Source organism: Amycolatopsis sp. NPDC104819 (assembly GCF_055583145.1).
Genome location: NZ_JBVJON010000010.1, coordinates 254,533 through 270,824 on the forward strand (window position 1 = coordinate 254,533; position 16,292 = coordinate 270,824).

Genomic DNA, 16,292 nt, shown 5'->3' on the forward strand with positions numbered 1-16,292 from the left:
TTCAGGGCGTGTAGAGCGCGCCCAGGAACTCCAGCAACAGCCGCTCCCGCAACGGCCCTGACGCCGTTGCGAGGAGCGCGTTGATCGGCGCCATCCGCTCCGGCAAGCCCGACGCGCCCCCCAGACCCGCCGCCGCCAGCAAGCCCGCGAACTGCTCCGACGTCAGCGTCGCCGGGTCCAGCGCCGCGACGAACTCCGCCACCGCCGGGTCGATCACCACCGGACCAGCCCTGCTGGCCGCGTCGACCGAAGCGGCCAAGTCGGCGAGGAACTCCTTCTCGCTGCCGTGGTTGGCCGCGGTCACGGTGAGGTGCAGGTTCACCGGCGACGACAGATGAGCGAACTGCGGCTGGACGTACCAGCCCCGCGCTTTCATCTCGTCCGCCACCGTGAACAGGTCGAAGCCGTCGTCGCCGGTGAACGCGATCAGCGTCGACACCGGGTCGCCGAGGATCCGCAGGCCCGGCAGCTCCGTGATGCCCGCGCGGATCCGGGAAACCGCTTCCCGCGTCGACGCGGCCAACGCCAGGTAACCCTCCGACCCGAGGTGCCGCACCACCGCCCACGCGGCCGCCAGCGGACCACCCGAGCGGGTGCTCTGGATCGTCGTGTTCAGCATCGTGTACCCCGGCCACGCCGCGCTCGCGAAGTGGTGCGAGCGCCGCAGCTCCGCCGACGCGTGCAGCAGCACCGACGTCCCCTTCGGGCAGTACGCGTACTTGTGCAGGTCCACGGAGATGCTCGTGACCCCCGGAACCCGGAAGTCGAACGGCGCGACGTCGGCCCCGAGCCGCGCGAAGTACGGCAGCACCCAGCCGCCGATGCACGCGTCGACGTGCATCCGGACGCCGCGGTCGAGAGCCGCCGCCGCGATCTCGGGGATCGGGTCGAGGACGCCGTGCGCGTACGACGGCGCGCTCGCCACCACCAGGACCGTCGAATCGTCGATCGCCGCCGCCATCGCCGCCGGGTCCGCGCGGAAGGTCACCGGGTCGACCGGGACGTCGATCCGCCGCAGCCCGAACAGGTGCGCCGCCTTGTGGAACGCCGCGTGCGCGGTGGTCGGCAGCACGATCGACGGCGCCGCGACCGAAGGGTTCGCGTCCCGGGCGGCCAAGACCGCCAGCAGGCACGACTCGGTGCCGCCCGAGGTCACCGAGCCGACCACGCCGGGCACGTCACCGAGCAACGCGGCGGCTTCGGCGACGAGGTCGTTCTCGAGCTTCAGCAGGCTCGGGAACGCCGTCGGGTCGAGGCCGTTCGCCGACGACGCCAGCGCGTGCGCCGCCGCGCCGAGGGAGTCCACTTCGGACAGTCCGCTGTCGTAGACGTACGCCAAAGTCCGGCCGCCGTGCGTCGGCAGGTCACCGGCGCGCAGCTCCCGCAGCGCCGCGAGGACGACCTCAGGCGGGTTCATGGCGCGGCTCCAGGACCTTCCGCCGCAGCAGCGGCAGGGCCAGCGCGATGAGCACCCCCGGGACGATCGAAGCCCCGACGAGGATCGCCACGATCGCGCTGTGCGGCTGGGCCGCCGTCGCGTCGGTGCTGGACACGTACCCGCCGAACGCGAGGATGAGCGCCCACAGCCCGCCGCCGAAGGCCAGGCCGAGCGTCTCCCCCGCGGTCCACACGCCGGCCGCGATCCCGGCGCGCGTCTCGCCGGTGCGTTCCTCCTCGGCCGTGATCAGGTCGGGCAGGATCGCCAGCGGGAACACCGAGATCCCCGCGTACCCGACGCCGCACAGCGCCACGAAGAGGAACGTGAGGGCCAGCGGGATCTCCTGGGCGAACACCAGCCCGAGCAGGCCGACCGCGAACGCCGCGGTCGCCAGGCGGAAGCCGTTCAGCTTGCCGACCCGGTCGCCCAGCCGCGGCCACAGCGGCATGGTGACCAGCGCCGGGCCGACGAAGATGACGAACAGGATCGTGCCGTAGCTGTCGCTGCCGAGGATGCGCTGGGCGAAGAACGGGATCGCGGCGAGCACGGTGCCGATGCCCAGCGCCTGGATGAAGTAGGACCCGAGCAGCCAGCGGAACGGCCGCCAGCCGGCGAGCGTGCTGACGAGCTCCTTCAGGCTCACGGTGTTCGGCCGCAGCGAGCCGACCGGCGCGTCCTTGAGGCCGAAGTACACCAGCAGGGTCGCGGCCAGCACGATCAACCCGATCACCACGGCCATGATCCGGTAGCCGGCGACGCCTTCGATCGCGGCGGTGATCGCCGGGGCGCCGCCGCCGCAGATCAGGATCGTCACGGCCAGCACGCCGATGCGGACGCTGGTGAGCTTCGTGCGCTCGGTCGCGTCTTCGGTCAGTTCGGCGGGCAGTGCGTTGAACGGCACCTGGAACAGCGCGTACGCCGTGGCGCAGGCGGCGAACATGACCGCCACGTACAGCGCGTCCGGCAGCGGGCCGCCCAGCCCGGGGTGGGCGAACATCGCCGCGAACAGGATCGCGACGCCGACGCCGCCGATCAGCAGGAATCGCCGCCTGCTGCCGGTCTTGATCAGGTTCGCGTCGGAGAGCCGCCCCGCGATCGGGTTGAAGAAGAAGTCCCAGGCCTTGGGCACGAACACGATCGCCGCGGCCCAGCCGGCGGGCACGGCCATCGTGTCGGTCAGGTACTTCACCAGCACCAGGCCGGGGACCGTGCCGAAGGACCCGGTGACGAACGAGCCGAGCGAATAGCGGAACCTCGTCCGGCCGGACAGCGTCGTCATGGTCCTCCTCGCAGAGCGGATGCCGATGCTGCGATCAGTAGTGGATCTCGGCCCGCACCGGGTAGTGGTCGGAGGGAATCGTGCCACCGTCGTAATGCACCAGCCGTACCGGGCCGACCTCGGCGCGTCGCACCGAGCCGACGTAGTCCAGCGTGTCGCGGTAGTCCGCCGGGACGGACTTCGCCGCGGCCGGGTTGGTCACCGCGTCGAAGGTGTACTCCCCCGGCTCGGTCGTGCGCAGGGTGCCGCCGAGCGCCGCCGCGCCCTGCTCGGCCTGGGTGCGGCCCGCGGCGTCACGGCGGTTCCGCCCGGCCCAGTACTCGATGTTGAGGTCGCCGGCGACGGCCACCGCGTCGCCCGCCGGGACGCGGGCGGCGGTGAGGGCGCGCAGCTCGCCGAGCTGGGCCATGCGGGTCTCGTGCGCCTTCGGGAGCGTCTCGGGTCCTTCGTCGGCCTGCAGGTGCGTGCCGGCCAGCCAGAGCGCCTTGCCGTGGGCGAAGATCCGCACCAGCGCGGCGCCCTTGTTGGCCAGGTAGTCGGCCGTGCCGGAGTAGGAGGCGCGGTAGACGAGCTGGTGTTTCTCCGTGATCGGGTACTTGCTCAGCACGGTGACACCGCCGTTGACGACGATCGGCGAGTTCGAGCAGTTGCCGCTCACCGACGTCCAGCCCGGCGACGTCGAGCAGGACTGCCCGACCAGCGGCGTCTGGAACGGGTAGGCGTCGACGAGCCGGTCGCGCAGGTCCTCGGCCTGGGCGCTGAAGGCCTCTTCGAGGACGACCACGTCGGTGTCCTGGGTCCGGATCACGCTCTCCGCCGCGCGGGCCCGGGCTTCCTTGTCGGAGGTGTTCGGGTTGGCGATCCACGGCAGCTGCCAGAGGTTGAAGCTGAGCACGCTCACCGAGGCGTCCGCGGCCTGAGCCGGGGCCGCGAAGGTGGTCAGGGCGGTGACGAGAGCGGCGAGAATGGCGGTCCTGCGCACGCGGGTCCTTTCAGGAGACGACGAAGGCGCGGGAGGTCCCGCTGAGCTGGGCGATGGCGCCGGTGAGGCCGTGCTTCCACGCTCCGAAGTGGACAACGCGGTACTTCCCGACCGGGGTGTTGTCCGGGATGTCCCAGGTGACCTCGGCGCGGGACTCGCTCACGAACGTCCGGGTCCAGCGGAACTTGGTGGCCCAGTCACCGTCGTCGGCGTACCGCACCCAACGGCCGTCGACGTACTGCTGGACCTCCAGGAACGTGCCGTCGCGGCGCAGGTCGTTCTTCGGGTGGCCGGTTACGAACGCGACCGACACCTGCTCACCCCGCCGGTAGCTGCTCTTCGCGTCGGTGACGACGTCGCCGAAGCTCTTCAGCAGCGGCGCGCTGTCGAACACGACGCCGGGCTGGAAGTTGACGAGCTTGCCGCGGAGGTCGCGCGGGACTGGCCCGTGCGGCATCGAAGTCCCCGCCTTCATCGCGGCGGCGAGCTTCCCGAACTCCTGCTGGTACGCGGGCAGGGTGTAGCGGCCGAAGAGCGTCGACGCGCCTTCGTACTGCTGTGAGTCGTACTCCTCCGGTGTCGTGACGTACTGGCTGTAGGCGTTGGAGTAGCCCTGCATCAGGACGTTCTCGAGCGGCACGCCCAGCGCCTCGGCGACGGTCTTCCGGATCCGCAGCCCGGCGACGATCGTGTACTCCGCCGGCCCGGCGACCAGGTGCAGCTGCCCGATCCGGACGATCTGCAGCGGCAGCACCTCCGGCGCCCACGGGTACGGCTTCATGGCGCCGAACGGCACCGCGACGACCTTCGGCGCCTGCGCGTCCGCGAGAGCCTGCGGGATCGGCGCGTCGATGCCGCCGAGCCAGTCGATGAACGGGTTCTTGACGCCTTCGGGCAGCGGCAGGCCCGGGCCGTCCTCGGTGCTGCCGGCCAGCATCGAGACGCCGATCGCGGCGGTGCACGTCCGGTGGGCGCGGCCGTCCGGGGTGTACTTCGGGTCGACGTCGACGCCCGCCATGTCCACGTACGTCAGCCGGTGGTCGACCCCGCCGGTGATCGTTTCGGTCGCCGCGTCGAACGCGCGTTTCGCCGCCTGGAACTGCAGTTCGCCGATGCGCCGGGTGTTCTGGAACTCCGTCTCGGGCGTGCCGGGCTCGAGGTTCAGGTTCGGCGTCATGTCGCCGGAGTTGGTCTGGGCGAACGCGGCGACGAACCCGGGCGGACCGTCGAGGTAGCGGACGCCGGCGTGGTCGTGCTCCCACGCGTAGGCGGCGTAACCCTTGTTGTCGCTGCTGATCAGGTGGTTGCCGTTGCTCATGGACGTGCCGTGGGTGGCGAACCAGGTGATCGCGCCGACGTCCTGCCCGCCTTGGCGGAACCGCAGCACGGTGACCGCGGGGTCGATCGAGAGCGGGAAGTGGTCCTTGTCGGGGTTCAGCTCGAAGGCGACCCGGGACCGGTTGGCGCTGGCCTCGGTCAGCTCGGTGCGGCCGAGGGCGAGCTCGCCGGGCTTGAGGTTGGCGTGGGCCCGGCTGATGGCGTCGACGATCCCGGCGACCACGGCGTCGTAGGTCTGCTGCTGGAAGCCGAGGATCGAGAGGTCGTAGGCGGCGTAGTGCGAGTCGCCGCCGCAGGCCGAGTGCGTGTGGGTGGCGTTGAGCAGGACATTCTGCTCGGTGTAGCGGTCGCCGTACTTCCGGACCAGCTCGCGCAGGACGCCCTGGTGCACGGACTGGAACAGCGCACCCAGCTCGGCGGTCACGAAGACGATCCGCTTCGCGCCGTCGTCGACGATGTAGGCGCGGGCCCGCGTGCGCAGGTGGATGCCGGCGGTCTGCTGCTGCGGCATGGAGTAGCCCATCATGCCGTTCTCGGCGGCGGGCCCGGTGACGTCGCCGATCCCGACGCCCACCCGGAGCGGCGTGGCCGCTTCGGCGGTTCTCCCGCCGAGCGCGGCGGCGAACGGGAGCGCGGTGGCTCCGGCCAGGACGGTACGACGACTCACCCGCATACGGTCTCCCGACTAACGTGAACGACTTTCGCGTTAGTCGGGGACCGTACGGGAGTCCCGCCGGCCGGGCAACCCGGCAAAAATGCCGGGTCAGCCCAGCGCGTCGGCGATCTTCGTGAGCGTCGCCGCGTCTCCGCGCAGGAGCAGCTGCGTGACGACGGTTTCTTCCCAGGCCTGCAACTCTTCCCGGATCTTCGCCGCCGGGCCGATCAGCGACGTGTCCTCCACCAGCGACGTCGGGATCGCCGCGGTCGCCTCGTCCTTGCGGCCCGCCAGGTACAGCTCCTGCACCTTGTCCGCCACGTCCTCGTACCCCAGCCGGGCGAAGACGTCGTGGTGGAAGTTGACGCTCTTCGCGCCCATCCCGCCGATGTAGAGCGCCAGCGACGGCTTGATCCACGAAGCCGCCTCCTCGACGTCGTCGTGGACGAGCACCGGAACCGAGCACGGCACCTCGAACGTCTCCAGCGTGTGCCGCGCCCCCGAGCGCGCGAAGCCTTCTTCCAGCGCCGCCTTGTAGAAGGCGTTGCTCTTGGGCGAGAAGAACAGCGGCAGCCAGCCGTCGCCGATCTCGGCGGCGAGCGCGACGTTCTTCGGGCCCTCCGCGGCCAGGTGGATCGGGATGTCCTTGCGCAGCGGGTGGACCGTCGGCTTCAACGGCTTCCCGAGACCCGCGCCGCCCTTGAACGGCAGCTGGAAGTGCTGGCCGTCCAGGGTCACCGGCGCTTCGCGGGCGATCACCTGCCGGACGATGTCCACGTACTCCCGGGTCCGCGCCAGGGGCTTCGGGTACGGCTGGCCGTACCAGCCCTCGACGACCTGCGGGCCGGACGCGCCGAGCCCGAGCACCATCCGGCCGCCGGAGAGGTGGTCGAGGGTCATCGCGCTCATCGCCGTCGCGGTCGGGGTGCGCGCGGCCATCTGGACGATGTTGGTGCCGAGCCGGATCCGGCTGGTCGACGCGCCGTACCAGGCCAGGGGCGTGAACGCGTCCGAGCCGTACGCCTCCGCCGTCCACACCGAGTCGAAGCCGAGCTCCTCGGCCCTGACCACGGCCTCCAGCGCGCCCGGGGTCGGGCCACTGCCCCAGTACCCGACGTGGAATCCCAGCTTCACGAATGCCTCCTGTGTCTGCTTCTACTCGACGTTCGGCGCGTAGTGCTCGGGTTTGCCGCGCTCGGACAGCGGCGGCAGGTTCCTGCGTGGAGTCTCGACCAAGGCGGCGTCCGGAGCCACCTCGCCGCGCACGCGCCGCCAGCCGGCGCGGGCCCGCGGGTGGTAGCGGCGGTCGTGCGGGACGAGCTTGAAGACGGCGTTGACCAGCTTGCCGACGCGCCGGTGGCGCCGCGCGTCGCGGTCGGACCAGCGCAGGCCGAGCAGGTCGCGGACCTCGCGGTCGTAGAGCCCGGTGGTCAGCCAGACGAAGTTGCGGGCGATCAGCGCGCTCACCGGCCGCCAGAGCGGGTCCGGCAGCCACGGCAGGAACGGCGGTTTGGCGATCCCGCGCAGGTCCAGGACGTCGCGGGTGGCCTTGTTGTCCTCGAGGACCTCGGCGCACATGTGCTTCCAGTAGCGCTGGAAGTCCTCCCAGCTCTCCGGGACCGGCCGCATGGTCAGGTCGTACATCCGCCACCACGTGACGTGCTCGTCGAACAGCCGCCGCTTCTCGGCCTCGCCGATGCCGCCCATGAAGTGGTCGGCGATGAGGATCGTGCTGACGAAGAACGTCGAATGCGCCCAGTAGTAGGTGTCCGGGTCCAGCGCGTGGTACCGCCGTCCCTTCGCGTCGACACCCTTGATGCGGTCGTGGTAGCCGCGGACTTCGAGGGCCGTCTCGTGCGCCCGCGGGCCGTCGTAGACGACTCCCCCGATCGGGTAGAGCGAGCGGAACAGCCGCTGCCAGCGTTCCTCGAAGAACCGCGAGTGCTGCTCGACGCCGGCGCCGAGGCCGGGGTGCATGTTCTGCATCGACCCGGCCCACAGCGCGATCAGCAGGCCGCGCCAGTCGCCGAAGTACTTCCAGGTCAGCGAGTCGGGCCCGAGCGGTTCGGGGGCTTCCCTGCCCATACGTGGCTCTCCTCGTCGAGTCGGAACTGACTACGGCTGTTGTCAGGCTAGGATCTGACAACACATGTAGTCAACCGAGGAGCCGCCATGCCGGGCCGCACGTGGGCGGGCACGACGCTGGACGATCGCAAGGCGCTGCGCCGCGAGCAGCTCGTCGCCGCCGGCCTCGAGCTGCTGGGCACCGAGGGCTCGGCCGGGACGAGCGTCCGCGCGGTCTGCCGGCACGCGAAGCTCACCGAGCGCTACTTCTACGAGAGCTTCACCGACCGCGAGGAGCTCGTCGCCGCCGTCTACGAACACGTCGCCGAGCAGGCCCGGCAGGCGCTCGTCGACGCCGTGCGCGACGCGCCGAACCCCACGCTGCGGGCCGGGCACGCGGTGCGCGCGTTTGTCGAGCTGATCGTCGACGACCCGCGCCGGGGCCGGATCCTGCTGCTCGCGCCGCTGACCGACCCCGCGCTGACCCGGCGTGGCCTGCACCTGATGCCGGTGTTCGCCGCGCTCGTCGGCGAGCAGCTGTCCCACGGTGACGAGACCGAACGCCGGCTGGTCGCCATCGGGCTGGTGGGCGCGCTGAGCAACGTCTTCATCGCCTACCTCGACGGCTCGCTGAAGGTCTCGCGCGAGCGGCTCGTGGCGCACTGCGTCAAGCTCGTGCTCGGCGCCGACGACCACTGACCTCACCTCCACCTGCTGACAGTCGCGTGGTGGATCGGGCACACTCAACCCATGCGTACCGCTGGCCGGAACGACGGCGTGAGCGGCGACGGCCTCGTCGCCGCCCGGCTCACCGCGTTGCTCGAGGCGTTCCGGCCGGGTGACGAGGTGCTCGGCGTCTCCGAGCTGGCGCGCCGGACCGGGCTGGCGAAGACGACCGTGCACCGGCTGACGGGACACCTCGTCGAGACCGGCTTGTTCGAGCGTGAGGACGGCGCGGTGCGGCTCGGGCTGCGCCTGTTCGAAATCGGCCAACTGGCCTCCCCCCGCCGTGGTCTGGTCGAGGCCGCCCGGCCGTACCTCGCCGATCTGCGCGAAGCGACGCGCAACACCGTGCACCTCGCGATCCTCGAAGGCACCGAAGTCGTCTACCTCGACGTGCTGCGCGGGCCGGACGCGCCGACGCTGCCGTCGCGCATCGGCGGCCGGTTCCCCGCGCACGCCACCGGCGTCGGCAAGGCGATCCTCGCGTTTTCCGCGGAATCCGTGGTGAACCAGGTGGTCGACGCCGGATTACCCCGGATGAGCCCGAAGACGATCACCGCGCCCGGGCTCCTTCGGCGTCAGCTGACCCGGATCCGGGAAGACGGGATCGCGTTGGAACGTGAGGAATCCGGCGTCGGCGTCGTGTGCGCGGCCAGCCCGCTGCTCGACGCGCGGGGTGTCGCGGTCGCCGCCGTCTCGATTTCGGGCTGGGCCAACCGGATGCGCACCGAACGGGTCGCCCCCGCCGTCCGGACGGTCGCACTCGCGCTGACCCGGACACTCTCCGGATCCACTCCGGACAGTCGGAAATAATCATGCGGGACAAGGGTTTTGGATCACCGAGGAGGATCTCTAGGCCGTCCGGATGACGTAATCGTCCCGAGCTGGACGGGTGATCGGGAGCGGCTACGATCCCTCCAATGGCCCAGCACAGCTGGGGGACGTCGTTCTCGGGCCGCTCCCCCGCGACGATTCCCGAACCGGCCGGCGCGCGTCCTTCCGCCGCGCACCGCCTGCTGTCGCTCGACATCGTGCTCGCGCTGCTGGCGCTGGCGGGTGGCCTGCGCGTCCTCTACCTCGCCGCCGCGTCCCCGGCCCTGCCCACGGAAGCCGCGAACGTCGCCCACGCCTACGCCCTCGGCCACCTGACGCCGTTCACCGACGCCGGCGGCGCCGGGGTGAGCCGGTTCGGCTGGTGGCAGCTCTCGGCGTACACGATGGTCACGGACGCCTTCGGCCGCTCGGCCACCGCGCTCGACGCGGTCCGCGAAACGATGCTCGTCGCGGCGGTGACCGGCACCGTGCTGCTGTGGTTCCTCGCGCGCCGGCTGGGCCTGACGCGCTGGGCGTCGTCGGCCGCGGTGCTGCTCGTCGCGGCGTCACCGCTGGCGCTCGGCCTGCAGCGGCTCGTCGTCGTCGAACACCTCGCGGTGGTGTGGGCGCTGGGGGCGCTGGTGCTGATCACCACGCCCGGCGCCCGGATCCGGCACGACGTGCTGGCCGCGGTCTGCCTGCTCGCCGCCGTCCTCACCTCGCCCCTGGCGCTGCTCTTCCTGCCCGCCGCCGGCTGGCTGCTGGTGCGGCGCGCGCCGGTCCGGGCGGCGCTGGTGGCGGTGCTGCTGAACCTCGGCCTCGGCATCGCGTTCGGCCCGGCGGCCGCCGCGCTCCGGCCGCACCTCGCGGCCGCGGGCCGTCCGTCGGTCGCCGACTGGGTCGCGCTCGACCCGGCGTGGGCCGTGCTGTCGGTGGTCGCGCTCGTGGCCGCGCTCGCCGTCACGGCGTTGCGGCCGTTCGCGGTGTCCGGCCTGCTGCTCGCCGCGACCCTGGCGGTGCCCGGGGTGCCCGACACCGCCGTGCTCGCCCTGCTGCTGCCGGTGACCCCGCTGCTGCTGGCCGGGGTCGCGCAAGCCCTGACCCGCCAGCGCGGCGCCGCGCACCGGCCGGAGACCGGCCGGGCGCGGGGGATCGTGCCCGGCGCGGTGGTCGTCGTGCTGGTCGTCGCGGCCGGCTGGGCCTACGGTTATCCGTCGCTGCGCCCCGCCGCCGACCGGGGCGGCGCGCTCGGCGCCGCGCAGGACTGGTTGCGGGCCAACGCATCCGGGTCGCGGCTGCTGGTCGACGACGGCGCCTGGGCCGAGCTCGCCAAGGCCGGCTGGCCGACCGGCATGCTCGCCGCGCCCGCCGCGTGCGCGGCCACCTGCCCGCCCGCCGAGTGGGCCGTCTTCACCGGTGACGGCGCCGATCTGCGGCAGCGCTTCCCCGCCCTCGACGACACCCTCCGCACCGCGGACGCGGCCGCGGTCTTCGGCGCCGGCGAGCGCCGGGTCACCATCTCACGACTGGGCGTGTCCCCGGCCGACCCGGGCGCGTCGTCGGAAGCTTCGGCCCGCGCCCACGCGGGTGACGCGCTGGCGGCGTCGGCCCGGATCACCCTCGCCCCGGACGCCGCCGCGGTGCTGCGCGCCGGGCGTGTCGACCCCCGGCTCATCGCGACGATCGCCGCGCTCGCGGCACTGCAGCCGGTGCGCGTCACGGCGTTCCCGGAGGTGCCCGGCGAAGACCTCGCCGGGCAGCCCCGCCGCCGGCTGCTGCTGACCGGCGGTGAAGACGGCGCGACGGAGTTCTACTCCGGCCAGCGCGACCTGTTCCGCCCGTCCTCGGTCGTCCGGACCGCCGGCGGCGTGCTCGTCACCTATCCGCTGTTCGCCCCCACGGGGCTGCTCGTCCCGTTCTCCTCCCCCTGACCGGTGAAAGGCCGTCCGATGCGCACACTTCCGAAGCTCCTGCTCAGACCGGGCGGGCTGGCCGCCGCCGCGCTCCTGCTCGTCGCGCTGACGCCGGTGACGGCCGAAGCGGCGACCGCGCCCGGCCCCGGGGTCGGTTGGATCCGGGTCGGGCACCTCTCGCCGAAGGTGCCGCCGGTGGACATCTACTTCGCGCCGTTCGGGCAGGCCGAAAAGGTCGTCATCCGCAAGTCCGGATACGGTTCGGTCACCCCGTACTCCTCGCTCGCCCCCGGCAAGTACACGCTGTCGATGCGGCCCGCCGACGCCGCGTCCAGCACGCCGCCCGCGCTGTCGGCGACGATCGACGTCGCCGAGCGCAGCGCCTACTCGCTGCTGGTGTTCGCGAACGGCCCGGACGGCACGCTCAAGGGCGACCTGATCACCGACGACCTCACCCCGCCCGCCGCGGGCAAGGGCCGGGTCCGGGTCGTCGAAGGGTCGGCGGCGATCACCCCGGTCACCGTGGACGGGCCGCAGGGCGTCTCGCTCGCCAAGGAAGCCCCGTACGGCCAGACGTCGAACTACGTCGACGTTCCCGAGGGCCGCTGGCCGCTGCAGCTGAGCGGCGGCGCGGTGAAGTCCGCCGCCGACGTCGACGTCAAGGCGGGCACCTCGACGACACTGCTGGTCACCGAGAACTCCGGGGCGCTGAAGGCGAACCCGATCTCCGACGGCGCGTCGCTGCCCGAACCGCCGCGGCTCGGCGTCGAGACCGGGGGCGGCGGCACCGCGCCGTCATCCGGGCCGCCGCTGTGGCCGGCGTTCGCCGCGGTCGCGCTGCTGGCCGCGCTCGTGGTGGGACGCCGGGCGGCTCGTGCGCGCTGACCTCGGCGCCCTGCTCGTCGTCGCTGCCCTCGCCGCGGGCTGCTCGGCGGCCCCGGCCACGACGCCACCGCCGGCCACGCCGACGCCGTCCACGGGTTCGGCGCCGACGGCGACCGGGCCCCAGCCGTTGCCCGCCGCGGCCGACGTCCGGCCGGTGCGGCTGCGGATCCCCGCGATCGGCGTCGACGCCGCCGCGCTCGTCCCGCTCGGGCTGGGCGCCGACCACGAGCTCGAAGCGCCGGCGAAGTTCGAAGACGTCGGCTGGTACGCCGCCGGCCCGGTGCCGGGTGACCCGGGCCCGGCGGTGATCGCCGCACACGTGGACTCCCGGGCCGGGCCGGCGCCCTTCTTCCGGCTGCGCGAGCTGCGCGACGGCGACCAAGTGTTCGTCGCGCGCTCGGACGGCCAGGAAACCCGCTTCGTCGTGGACAGTGTCCAGCACTACCCGAAGGACGCGTTCCCGACCGACGCGGTGTACGGGCCCGCGCCGGGCAGCGCGCTGCGGCTCATCACCTGCGGCGGCAGCTTCGACGCGGCCAAACGGTCCTATCGGGACAACGTCGTCGTCTACGCCTCGACCCGCTGGGGTTAGTACTCCTTGAGCAGGCCACGCCGGGCCAGCTCCGGCCGGACGCCGTCGCCGAACCAGTACGCCTCCTCCAGGTGCGGGTAGCCGGACAGCACGAACTCGCTGACACCGACGCTGTGGTACTCCTCGATCAGGTCGGCGACCTCGTCGTGGCTGCCGACCAGCGCCGTGCCCGCGCCGCCGCGGACGAGACCGACGCCGGCCCACAGGTTCGGGTGGATCTCCAGCCCGCGGACCCCGCCGTCGGTGCGGCCGCCGTGCAGCGCGACCATCCGCTGCTGCCCGACCGACTCGCTCGCGGCCAGCTGCGCCTGCGCCTTCGCGACCTGCTCCGGGCTCAGGGCGTCCAGCAGCTTCTGGGCCTCCGCCCATGCCTCGGCCGAGGTGTCGCGCGAGATCGTGTGCAGCCGGACGCCGAACCGGACCGGCCGGTCGCCGGCCAGCGCACGCACCTTGCCGATCTTCTCCGCCACCTGCGCGGGCGGCTCACCCCAGGTCAGGTAGACGTCGGCGTGGCGGGCCGCGACCGGCAGCGCGGCCGGGGACGAGCCGCCGAAGTAGATCGGCGGCACCGGGTCCGGCGCGGCCAGCGTCGTCGCGCCTTCGACTTTCAGGTGCTCGCCCTCGAAGCTGAACGGCTGCCCGGACCAGACCCCGCGCACGATGGTCAGGAACTCGTCGGTGCGCGCGTACCGGGCGTCGTGGTCGTGCCAGTCGCCGAACCGCCGCTGCTCCACCGCGTCGCCGCCGGTGACGATGTTGAGCAGCACCCGGCCCTGCGACAGCCGCTGGAAGGTGCCGGCCATCTGCGCGGCGAGCGTCGGGGAGATGACGCCGGGACGGAACGCGACCAGGAACTTCAGCCGGGTCGTCTCGCGGATCAGCGCGGCCGTGGTCAGCCACGCGTCCTCGCACCACGTTCCGGTCGGCGTCAGGACGCCTTCGAAGCCCTGCCGCTCGGCCGCGCGGGCCACCTGCGCCAGGTAGTCCAGGTCCGGTTCGCGCTGCGCCGACGGACCCTGGGACCGGTTGGCGTGGAAGCGTTCCACGATCGTGCGGCCGTCGCCGCTGGTGGGCAGGAACCAGTGCAGTCCGATGGTCATCCGTTGCTCCTCGCCTGATCCAGCTCGGGGGCGAACCGCCGGTCGACGTACGCCGCGAAGTCCACCTTGCCCGGCAAAGTCTTCTCGGTGGTGAAGGCGTCCGCGAGCTGCTGCTCGGACTGCACGACCGAGTCGTCCAGCGCGATCGGCTGGTCGCGGCCCGCGTCGACGGCCTTCCGGGCCACCTCGGGCTTCAGCCCGGTCTCCTCGGCCCACGCCGCCGCCCACTCCGGCCGGTGCGTGTCGGCCCACTTCTGGGCCTTCACCACCCGCACCACGAAGTCGCGGATCGCCGAGTTCTTGCCCGCGTCGGCCAGTGCCGTGGTGCTCGCGGTCTCGAAGGCGAGGCCGTTCGACGCGCCCCGCCCGTCGGCGAGCACCCGCGCCTTGGCCTCGATCTGGGCCTGCGCGGTGTAGGGGTCCCAGATCGCCCACGCGTCGATCGTGTGCTGGGTGAACGCGGCGTAGGCCTCGGCGGGCTGCAGGAAGCTCACCTTGACGTCCTTGGTGGACAACCCGTTGTTGTGCAACGTGTTCAGCAGCTGGCCGTGCGCGGAGCTGCCCTTCGCGACCCCGACCGTCTTGCCCTTGAGCGAAGCGACGTCGTTCAGCGGCGAACCGGGCGGGACGAGGATGGCTTCGCGCTCGACGTTGCTGCGCGCGACGCTGACCACCGCGACCTTCGCCTTCGCGGCGGCGGCGAAGATCGGCGGGGTGTTGCCGACCCGGCCGAGGTCGATCGCGCCGGCCGAAGCCGCTTCGAGCAGGGGCGGGCCCGAGGTGAACGTGGACCATTCGATCTTGTACGGCGTGCCGTCGAGCAGGCCCGCGGCGGTGAGCAGCGACTTCACGCCGCCCTTCTGGTCACCGACCTTCAGCGTCACCTTCGCCAGGTCCGCCGCGGCGACCGGTGACGGCACGGCGGCCGGGCCGGACGACGCCGCCGAGCCGCAGCCGGCCAGCACGAACACCGCGGCGATCGCGGGCAGAACCTTACGCATGCGCATCTTCGGTCACTCCCAGGTCCGCCAGCACACGGCGGCGGAGGTCGTCGTGGTCGGCGGTTTCGCGCGGCCGGTGTTCGGCGACGATCCGGCCGCCGTCGAGGACGAGAACGCGGCCGGCGAGCAGCAGGGCCTCGTCGACGTCGTGGGTCACCAGCAGGACGCCGGGTCCGTGGCGCCGCCACAGGTCCTGGACCAGCCCGTGCATCGCGATCCGGGTGAGCGCGTCGAGGGCGCCGAACGGCTCGTCGAGCAGGAGCAGGCCGGGTTCGCGCACCAGCGCGCGGGCCAGCGACACCCGCTGGGCCTCCCCTCCGGAGAGGGTCAGCGGCCAGTCGTCGGCGTGCTCGGCCAGGTGGACCTCGGCCAGCGCCTTCTCCGCCAGCGCCCGGTTCCGCGCCTTCGAGACGCCGTCCTGGCGCAGGCCGAGGACGACGTTGCGCCAGACCTTCCGCCAGGGCAGCAACCGCGGCTGCTGGAAGGCGACCGAGACGGTCCCGGGCACGTCGACCCGGCCGTGCACCTGGTCGTCGAGCCCGGCGAGCACCCGCAGGAGCGTCGACTTGCCGGAGCCGCTGCGGCCCAGCAGCGCGACGAACTCGCCGCGCCCCACCGTCAGGTCGAGTCCGTCGAGGACGGTCCGGTCGCCGAACCGCTTGGTCAGGTCCCGGACCCGGGCTACCGCGTCCGCCATCGGAGCACCTTCCGTTCGAGCAGCCGGACCAGCGCGTCGGTGACCAGGCCGAGCAGGGCGTACAGGACGAGGCCGACCACCACGACGTCGGTGCGCAGGAACTCCCGCGCGTTGTTGATGAGATACCCGACTCCGGCGTCGGCGTTCACCGTCTCCCCCACGATCAGCGCGAGCCAGGCGAGGCCGAGCGACTGCCGCAGCCCGACGAGCGACTGCGGCAGCGCGCCGGGGAGCACGACGTGCCAAAGCCGTTCCGCGCGGCTGAACCCGAGCGCCCGCGACGCTTCGACGAGGTCCGGGTCGGCGCCGCGGATTCCCGAGTGGACGTTCAGGTACAGCGGGAAGGCCACGCCGAGCGCGACCAGCACGATCTTGGTCTCCTCGCCGATGCCGAACCACAGGATGAACAGCGGGATCAGGCCGAGGAAGGGCAGGGTACGCAGCATCTGCACGGGCGGGTCGACGAGCGCCTCGCCCCACCGCGAGAGCCCCGAGACGATGCCCAGCAGGACGCCGGCCACGGCGCCGATCGCGAACCCCGCGCCGACCCGGCCGAGCGACACCGCGAACGCGCCACCGAGCTCGCCGCTGCGCGCGACTTCGACGCCGGCCTGCACGACCGTCCACGGTGAACTGAGCTTGTCCGACGGCAGCACGCCGGTGGTGCCGGCGACCTGCCAGGCGGCGACGAGCACCACCGGGCTGATCCAGCGCCGCAGGTCGAGCCGCCGGGCCGGTTTCGCCGGTGGCTCGTCGGCGCGTTTCCGGGCGCGCGTCAGCACGCCCGTGGTGGAAATCGACACGGATTTCTC

The 16,292-nt window shown here is 72.6% G+C and carries 15 protein-coding genes; 5 read left to right on the forward strand and 10 right to left on the reverse strand.

Annotation, left to right across the window (positions count from 1 at the left end; all coding sequences use genetic code 11):
• Window position 1: 1 nt before the first annotated feature.
• The 6 genes from ACZ63E_RS31260 to ACZ63E_RS31285 form a co-directional block, all read right to left on the reverse strand.
• Window positions 2-1,417 (reverse strand): pyridoxal phosphate-dependent decarboxylase family protein, encoded by a 1,416-nt coding sequence (locus ACZ63E_RS31260; protein WP_465339725.1) that lies wholly within the window; start codon window positions 1,415-1,417, stop codon window positions 2-4.
• Window positions 1,404-2,717 (reverse strand): MFS transporter, encoded by a 1,314-nt coding sequence (locus tag ACZ63E_RS31265; protein WP_465339726.1) that lies wholly within the window; start codon window positions 2,715-2,717, stop codon window positions 1,404-1,406. Before ACZ63E_RS31265 ends, ACZ63E_RS31260 begins: the two co-directional genes overlap by 14 nt.
• A 34-nt stretch (window positions 2,718-2,751) precedes the next feature.
• On the reverse strand, window positions 2,752-3,699 hold the full coding sequence (locus ACZ63E_RS31270; protein WP_465339727.1) for a sphingomyelin phosphodiesterase: 948 nt from the start codon (window positions 3,697-3,699) through the stop codon (window positions 2,752-2,754).
• Window positions 3,700-3,709: 10 nt separating this feature from the next.
• The gene (locus ACZ63E_RS31275) at window positions 3,710-5,710 is read right to left on the reverse strand and encodes a neutral/alkaline ceramidase (RefSeq protein ID WP_465339728.1); all 2,001 of its coding nucleotides are present in this window, start codon (window positions 5,708-5,710) and stop codon (window positions 3,710-3,712) included.
• Between the two features lie 90 nt (window positions 5,711-5,800).
• Window positions 5,801-6,826: an LLM class F420-dependent oxidoreductase gene (locus ACZ63E_RS31280; RefSeq protein ID WP_465339729.1), complete on the reverse strand. Its 1,026-nt coding sequence runs from the start codon at window positions 6,824-6,826 to the stop codon at window positions 5,801-5,803.
• 21 nt (window positions 6,827-6,847) lie between these two features.
• A complete protein-coding gene (locus tag ACZ63E_RS31285) occupies window positions 6,848-7,777 on the reverse strand; it encodes an oxygenase MpaB family protein (protein ID WP_465339730.1) in 930 nt (309 codons plus the stop codon).
• 87 nt (window positions 7,778-7,864) lie between these two features.
• On the opposite strand from ACZ63E_RS31285, the gene ACZ63E_RS31290 reads away from it, so the two are divergent.
• The 5 genes from ACZ63E_RS31290 to ACZ63E_RS31310 all read left to right on the forward strand — a co-directional run bounded on the left by ACZ63E_RS31290 (window position 7,865) and on the right by ACZ63E_RS31310 (window position 12,682).
• Entirely contained in the window at window positions 7,865-8,455 is a 591-nt protein-coding gene (locus ACZ63E_RS31290; RefSeq protein ID WP_465339731.1) for a TetR/AcrR family transcriptional regulator, read from the forward strand.
• A 51-nt stretch (window positions 8,456-8,506) separates the two neighbouring features.
• Window positions 8,507-9,292, forward strand: coding sequence for an IclR family transcriptional regulator (locus tag ACZ63E_RS31295; protein WP_465339732.1), 786 nt, complete (start codon window positions 8,507-8,509; stop codon window positions 9,290-9,292).
• Window positions 9,293-9,399: 107 nt separating this feature from the next.
• The gene (locus ACZ63E_RS31300) at window positions 9,400-11,223 is read left to right on the forward strand and encodes a glycosyl transferase (protein ID WP_465339733.1); all 1,824 of its coding nucleotides are present in this window, start codon (window positions 9,400-9,402) and stop codon (window positions 11,221-11,223) included.
• Between the two features lie 18 nt (window positions 11,224-11,241).
• Window positions 11,242-12,090, forward strand: a complete 849-nt coding sequence (locus tag ACZ63E_RS31305; protein WP_465339734.1) for a DUF4397 domain-containing protein — start codon at window positions 11,242-11,244, stop codon at window positions 12,088-12,090.
• A complete protein-coding gene (locus ACZ63E_RS31310; protein ID WP_465339735.1) occupies window positions 12,080-12,682 on the forward strand; it encodes a class F sortase in 603 nt (200 codons plus the stop codon). The genes ACZ63E_RS31305 and ACZ63E_RS31310 overlap by 11 nt, the downstream gene beginning before the upstream one ends.
• Here ACZ63E_RS31310 and ACZ63E_RS31315 read toward each other — a convergent pair.
• The 4 genes from ACZ63E_RS31315 to ACZ63E_RS31330 are packed head-to-tail and all read right to left on the reverse strand — an operon-like array spanning window position 12,679 to window position 16,283.
• On the reverse strand, window positions 12,679-13,782 hold the full coding sequence (locus ACZ63E_RS31315) for an LLM class flavin-dependent oxidoreductase (RefSeq protein WP_465339736.1): 1,104 nt from the start codon (window positions 13,780-13,782) through the stop codon (window positions 12,679-12,681). The two genes, ACZ63E_RS31310 and ACZ63E_RS31315, sit on opposite strands and share 4 nt — an antisense overlap.
• Window positions 13,779-14,783, reverse strand: coding sequence for an ABC transporter substrate-binding protein (locus tag ACZ63E_RS31320; RefSeq protein WP_465339737.1), 1,005 nt, complete (start codon window positions 14,781-14,783; stop codon window positions 13,779-13,781). The genes ACZ63E_RS31315 and ACZ63E_RS31320 overlap by 4 nt, the downstream gene beginning before the upstream one ends.
• Complete coding sequence (locus ACZ63E_RS31325) at window positions 14,776-15,480, reverse strand: ABC transporter ATP-binding protein (protein ID WP_465339738.1); 705 nt, start codon at window positions 15,478-15,480, stop codon at window positions 14,776-14,778. The genes ACZ63E_RS31320 and ACZ63E_RS31325 overlap by 8 nt, the downstream gene beginning before the upstream one ends.
• Window positions 15,465-16,283, reverse strand: coding sequence for an ABC transporter permease (locus tag ACZ63E_RS31330; protein WP_465339739.1), 819 nt, complete (start codon window positions 16,281-16,283; stop codon window positions 15,465-15,467). The genes ACZ63E_RS31325 and ACZ63E_RS31330 overlap by 16 nt, the downstream gene beginning before the upstream one ends.
• Window positions 16,284-16,292 lie beyond the last annotated feature (9 nt).

Excerpts from the sequence above, each read along its gene's own strand:
- ACZ63E_RS31300 (WP_465339733.1), top strand. The coding sequence starts at position 9,400 with ATGGCCCAGCACAGCTGGGGGACGTCGTTCTCGGGCCGCTCCCCCGCG.
- ACZ63E_RS31275 (WP_465339728.1), bottom strand. The coding sequence starts at position 5,710 with ATGCGGGTGAGTCGTCGTACCGTCCTGGCCGGAGCCACCGCGCTCCCG.
- ACZ63E_RS31325 (WP_465339738.1), bottom strand. The coding sequence starts at position 15,480 with ATGGCGGACGCGGTAGCCCGGGTCCGGGACCTGACCAAGCGGTTCGGC.
- ACZ63E_RS31305 (WP_465339734.1), top strand. The coding sequence starts at position 11,242 with ATGCGCACACTTCCGAAGCTCCTGCTCAGACCGGGCGGGCTGGCCGCC.
- ACZ63E_RS31285 (WP_465339730.1), bottom strand. The coding sequence starts at position 7,777 with ATGGGCAGGGAAGCCCCCGAACCGCTCGGGCCCGACTCGCTGACCTGG.
- ACZ63E_RS31260 (WP_465339725.1), bottom strand. The coding sequence starts at position 1,417 with ATGAACCCGCCTGAGGTCGTCCTCGCGGCGCTGCGGGAGCTGCGCGCC.
- ACZ63E_RS31315 (WP_465339736.1), bottom strand. The coding sequence starts at position 13,782 with ATGACCATCGGACTGCACTGGTTCCTGCCCACCAGCGGCGACGGCCGC.
- ACZ63E_RS31320 (WP_465339737.1), bottom strand. The coding sequence starts at position 14,783 with ATGCGTAAGGTTCTGCCCGCGATCGCCGCGGTGTTCGTGCTGGCCGGC.
- ACZ63E_RS31290 (WP_465339731.1), top strand. The coding sequence starts at position 7,865 with ATGCCGGGCCGCACGTGGGCGGGCACGACGCTGGACGATCGCAAGGCG.
- ACZ63E_RS31265 (WP_465339726.1), bottom strand. The coding sequence starts at position 2,717 with ATGACGACGCTGTCCGGCCGGACGAGGTTCCGCTATTCGCTCGGCTCG.
- ACZ63E_RS31295 (WP_465339732.1), top strand. The coding sequence starts at position 8,507 with ATGCGTACCGCTGGCCGGAACGACGGCGTGAGCGGCGACGGCCTCGTC.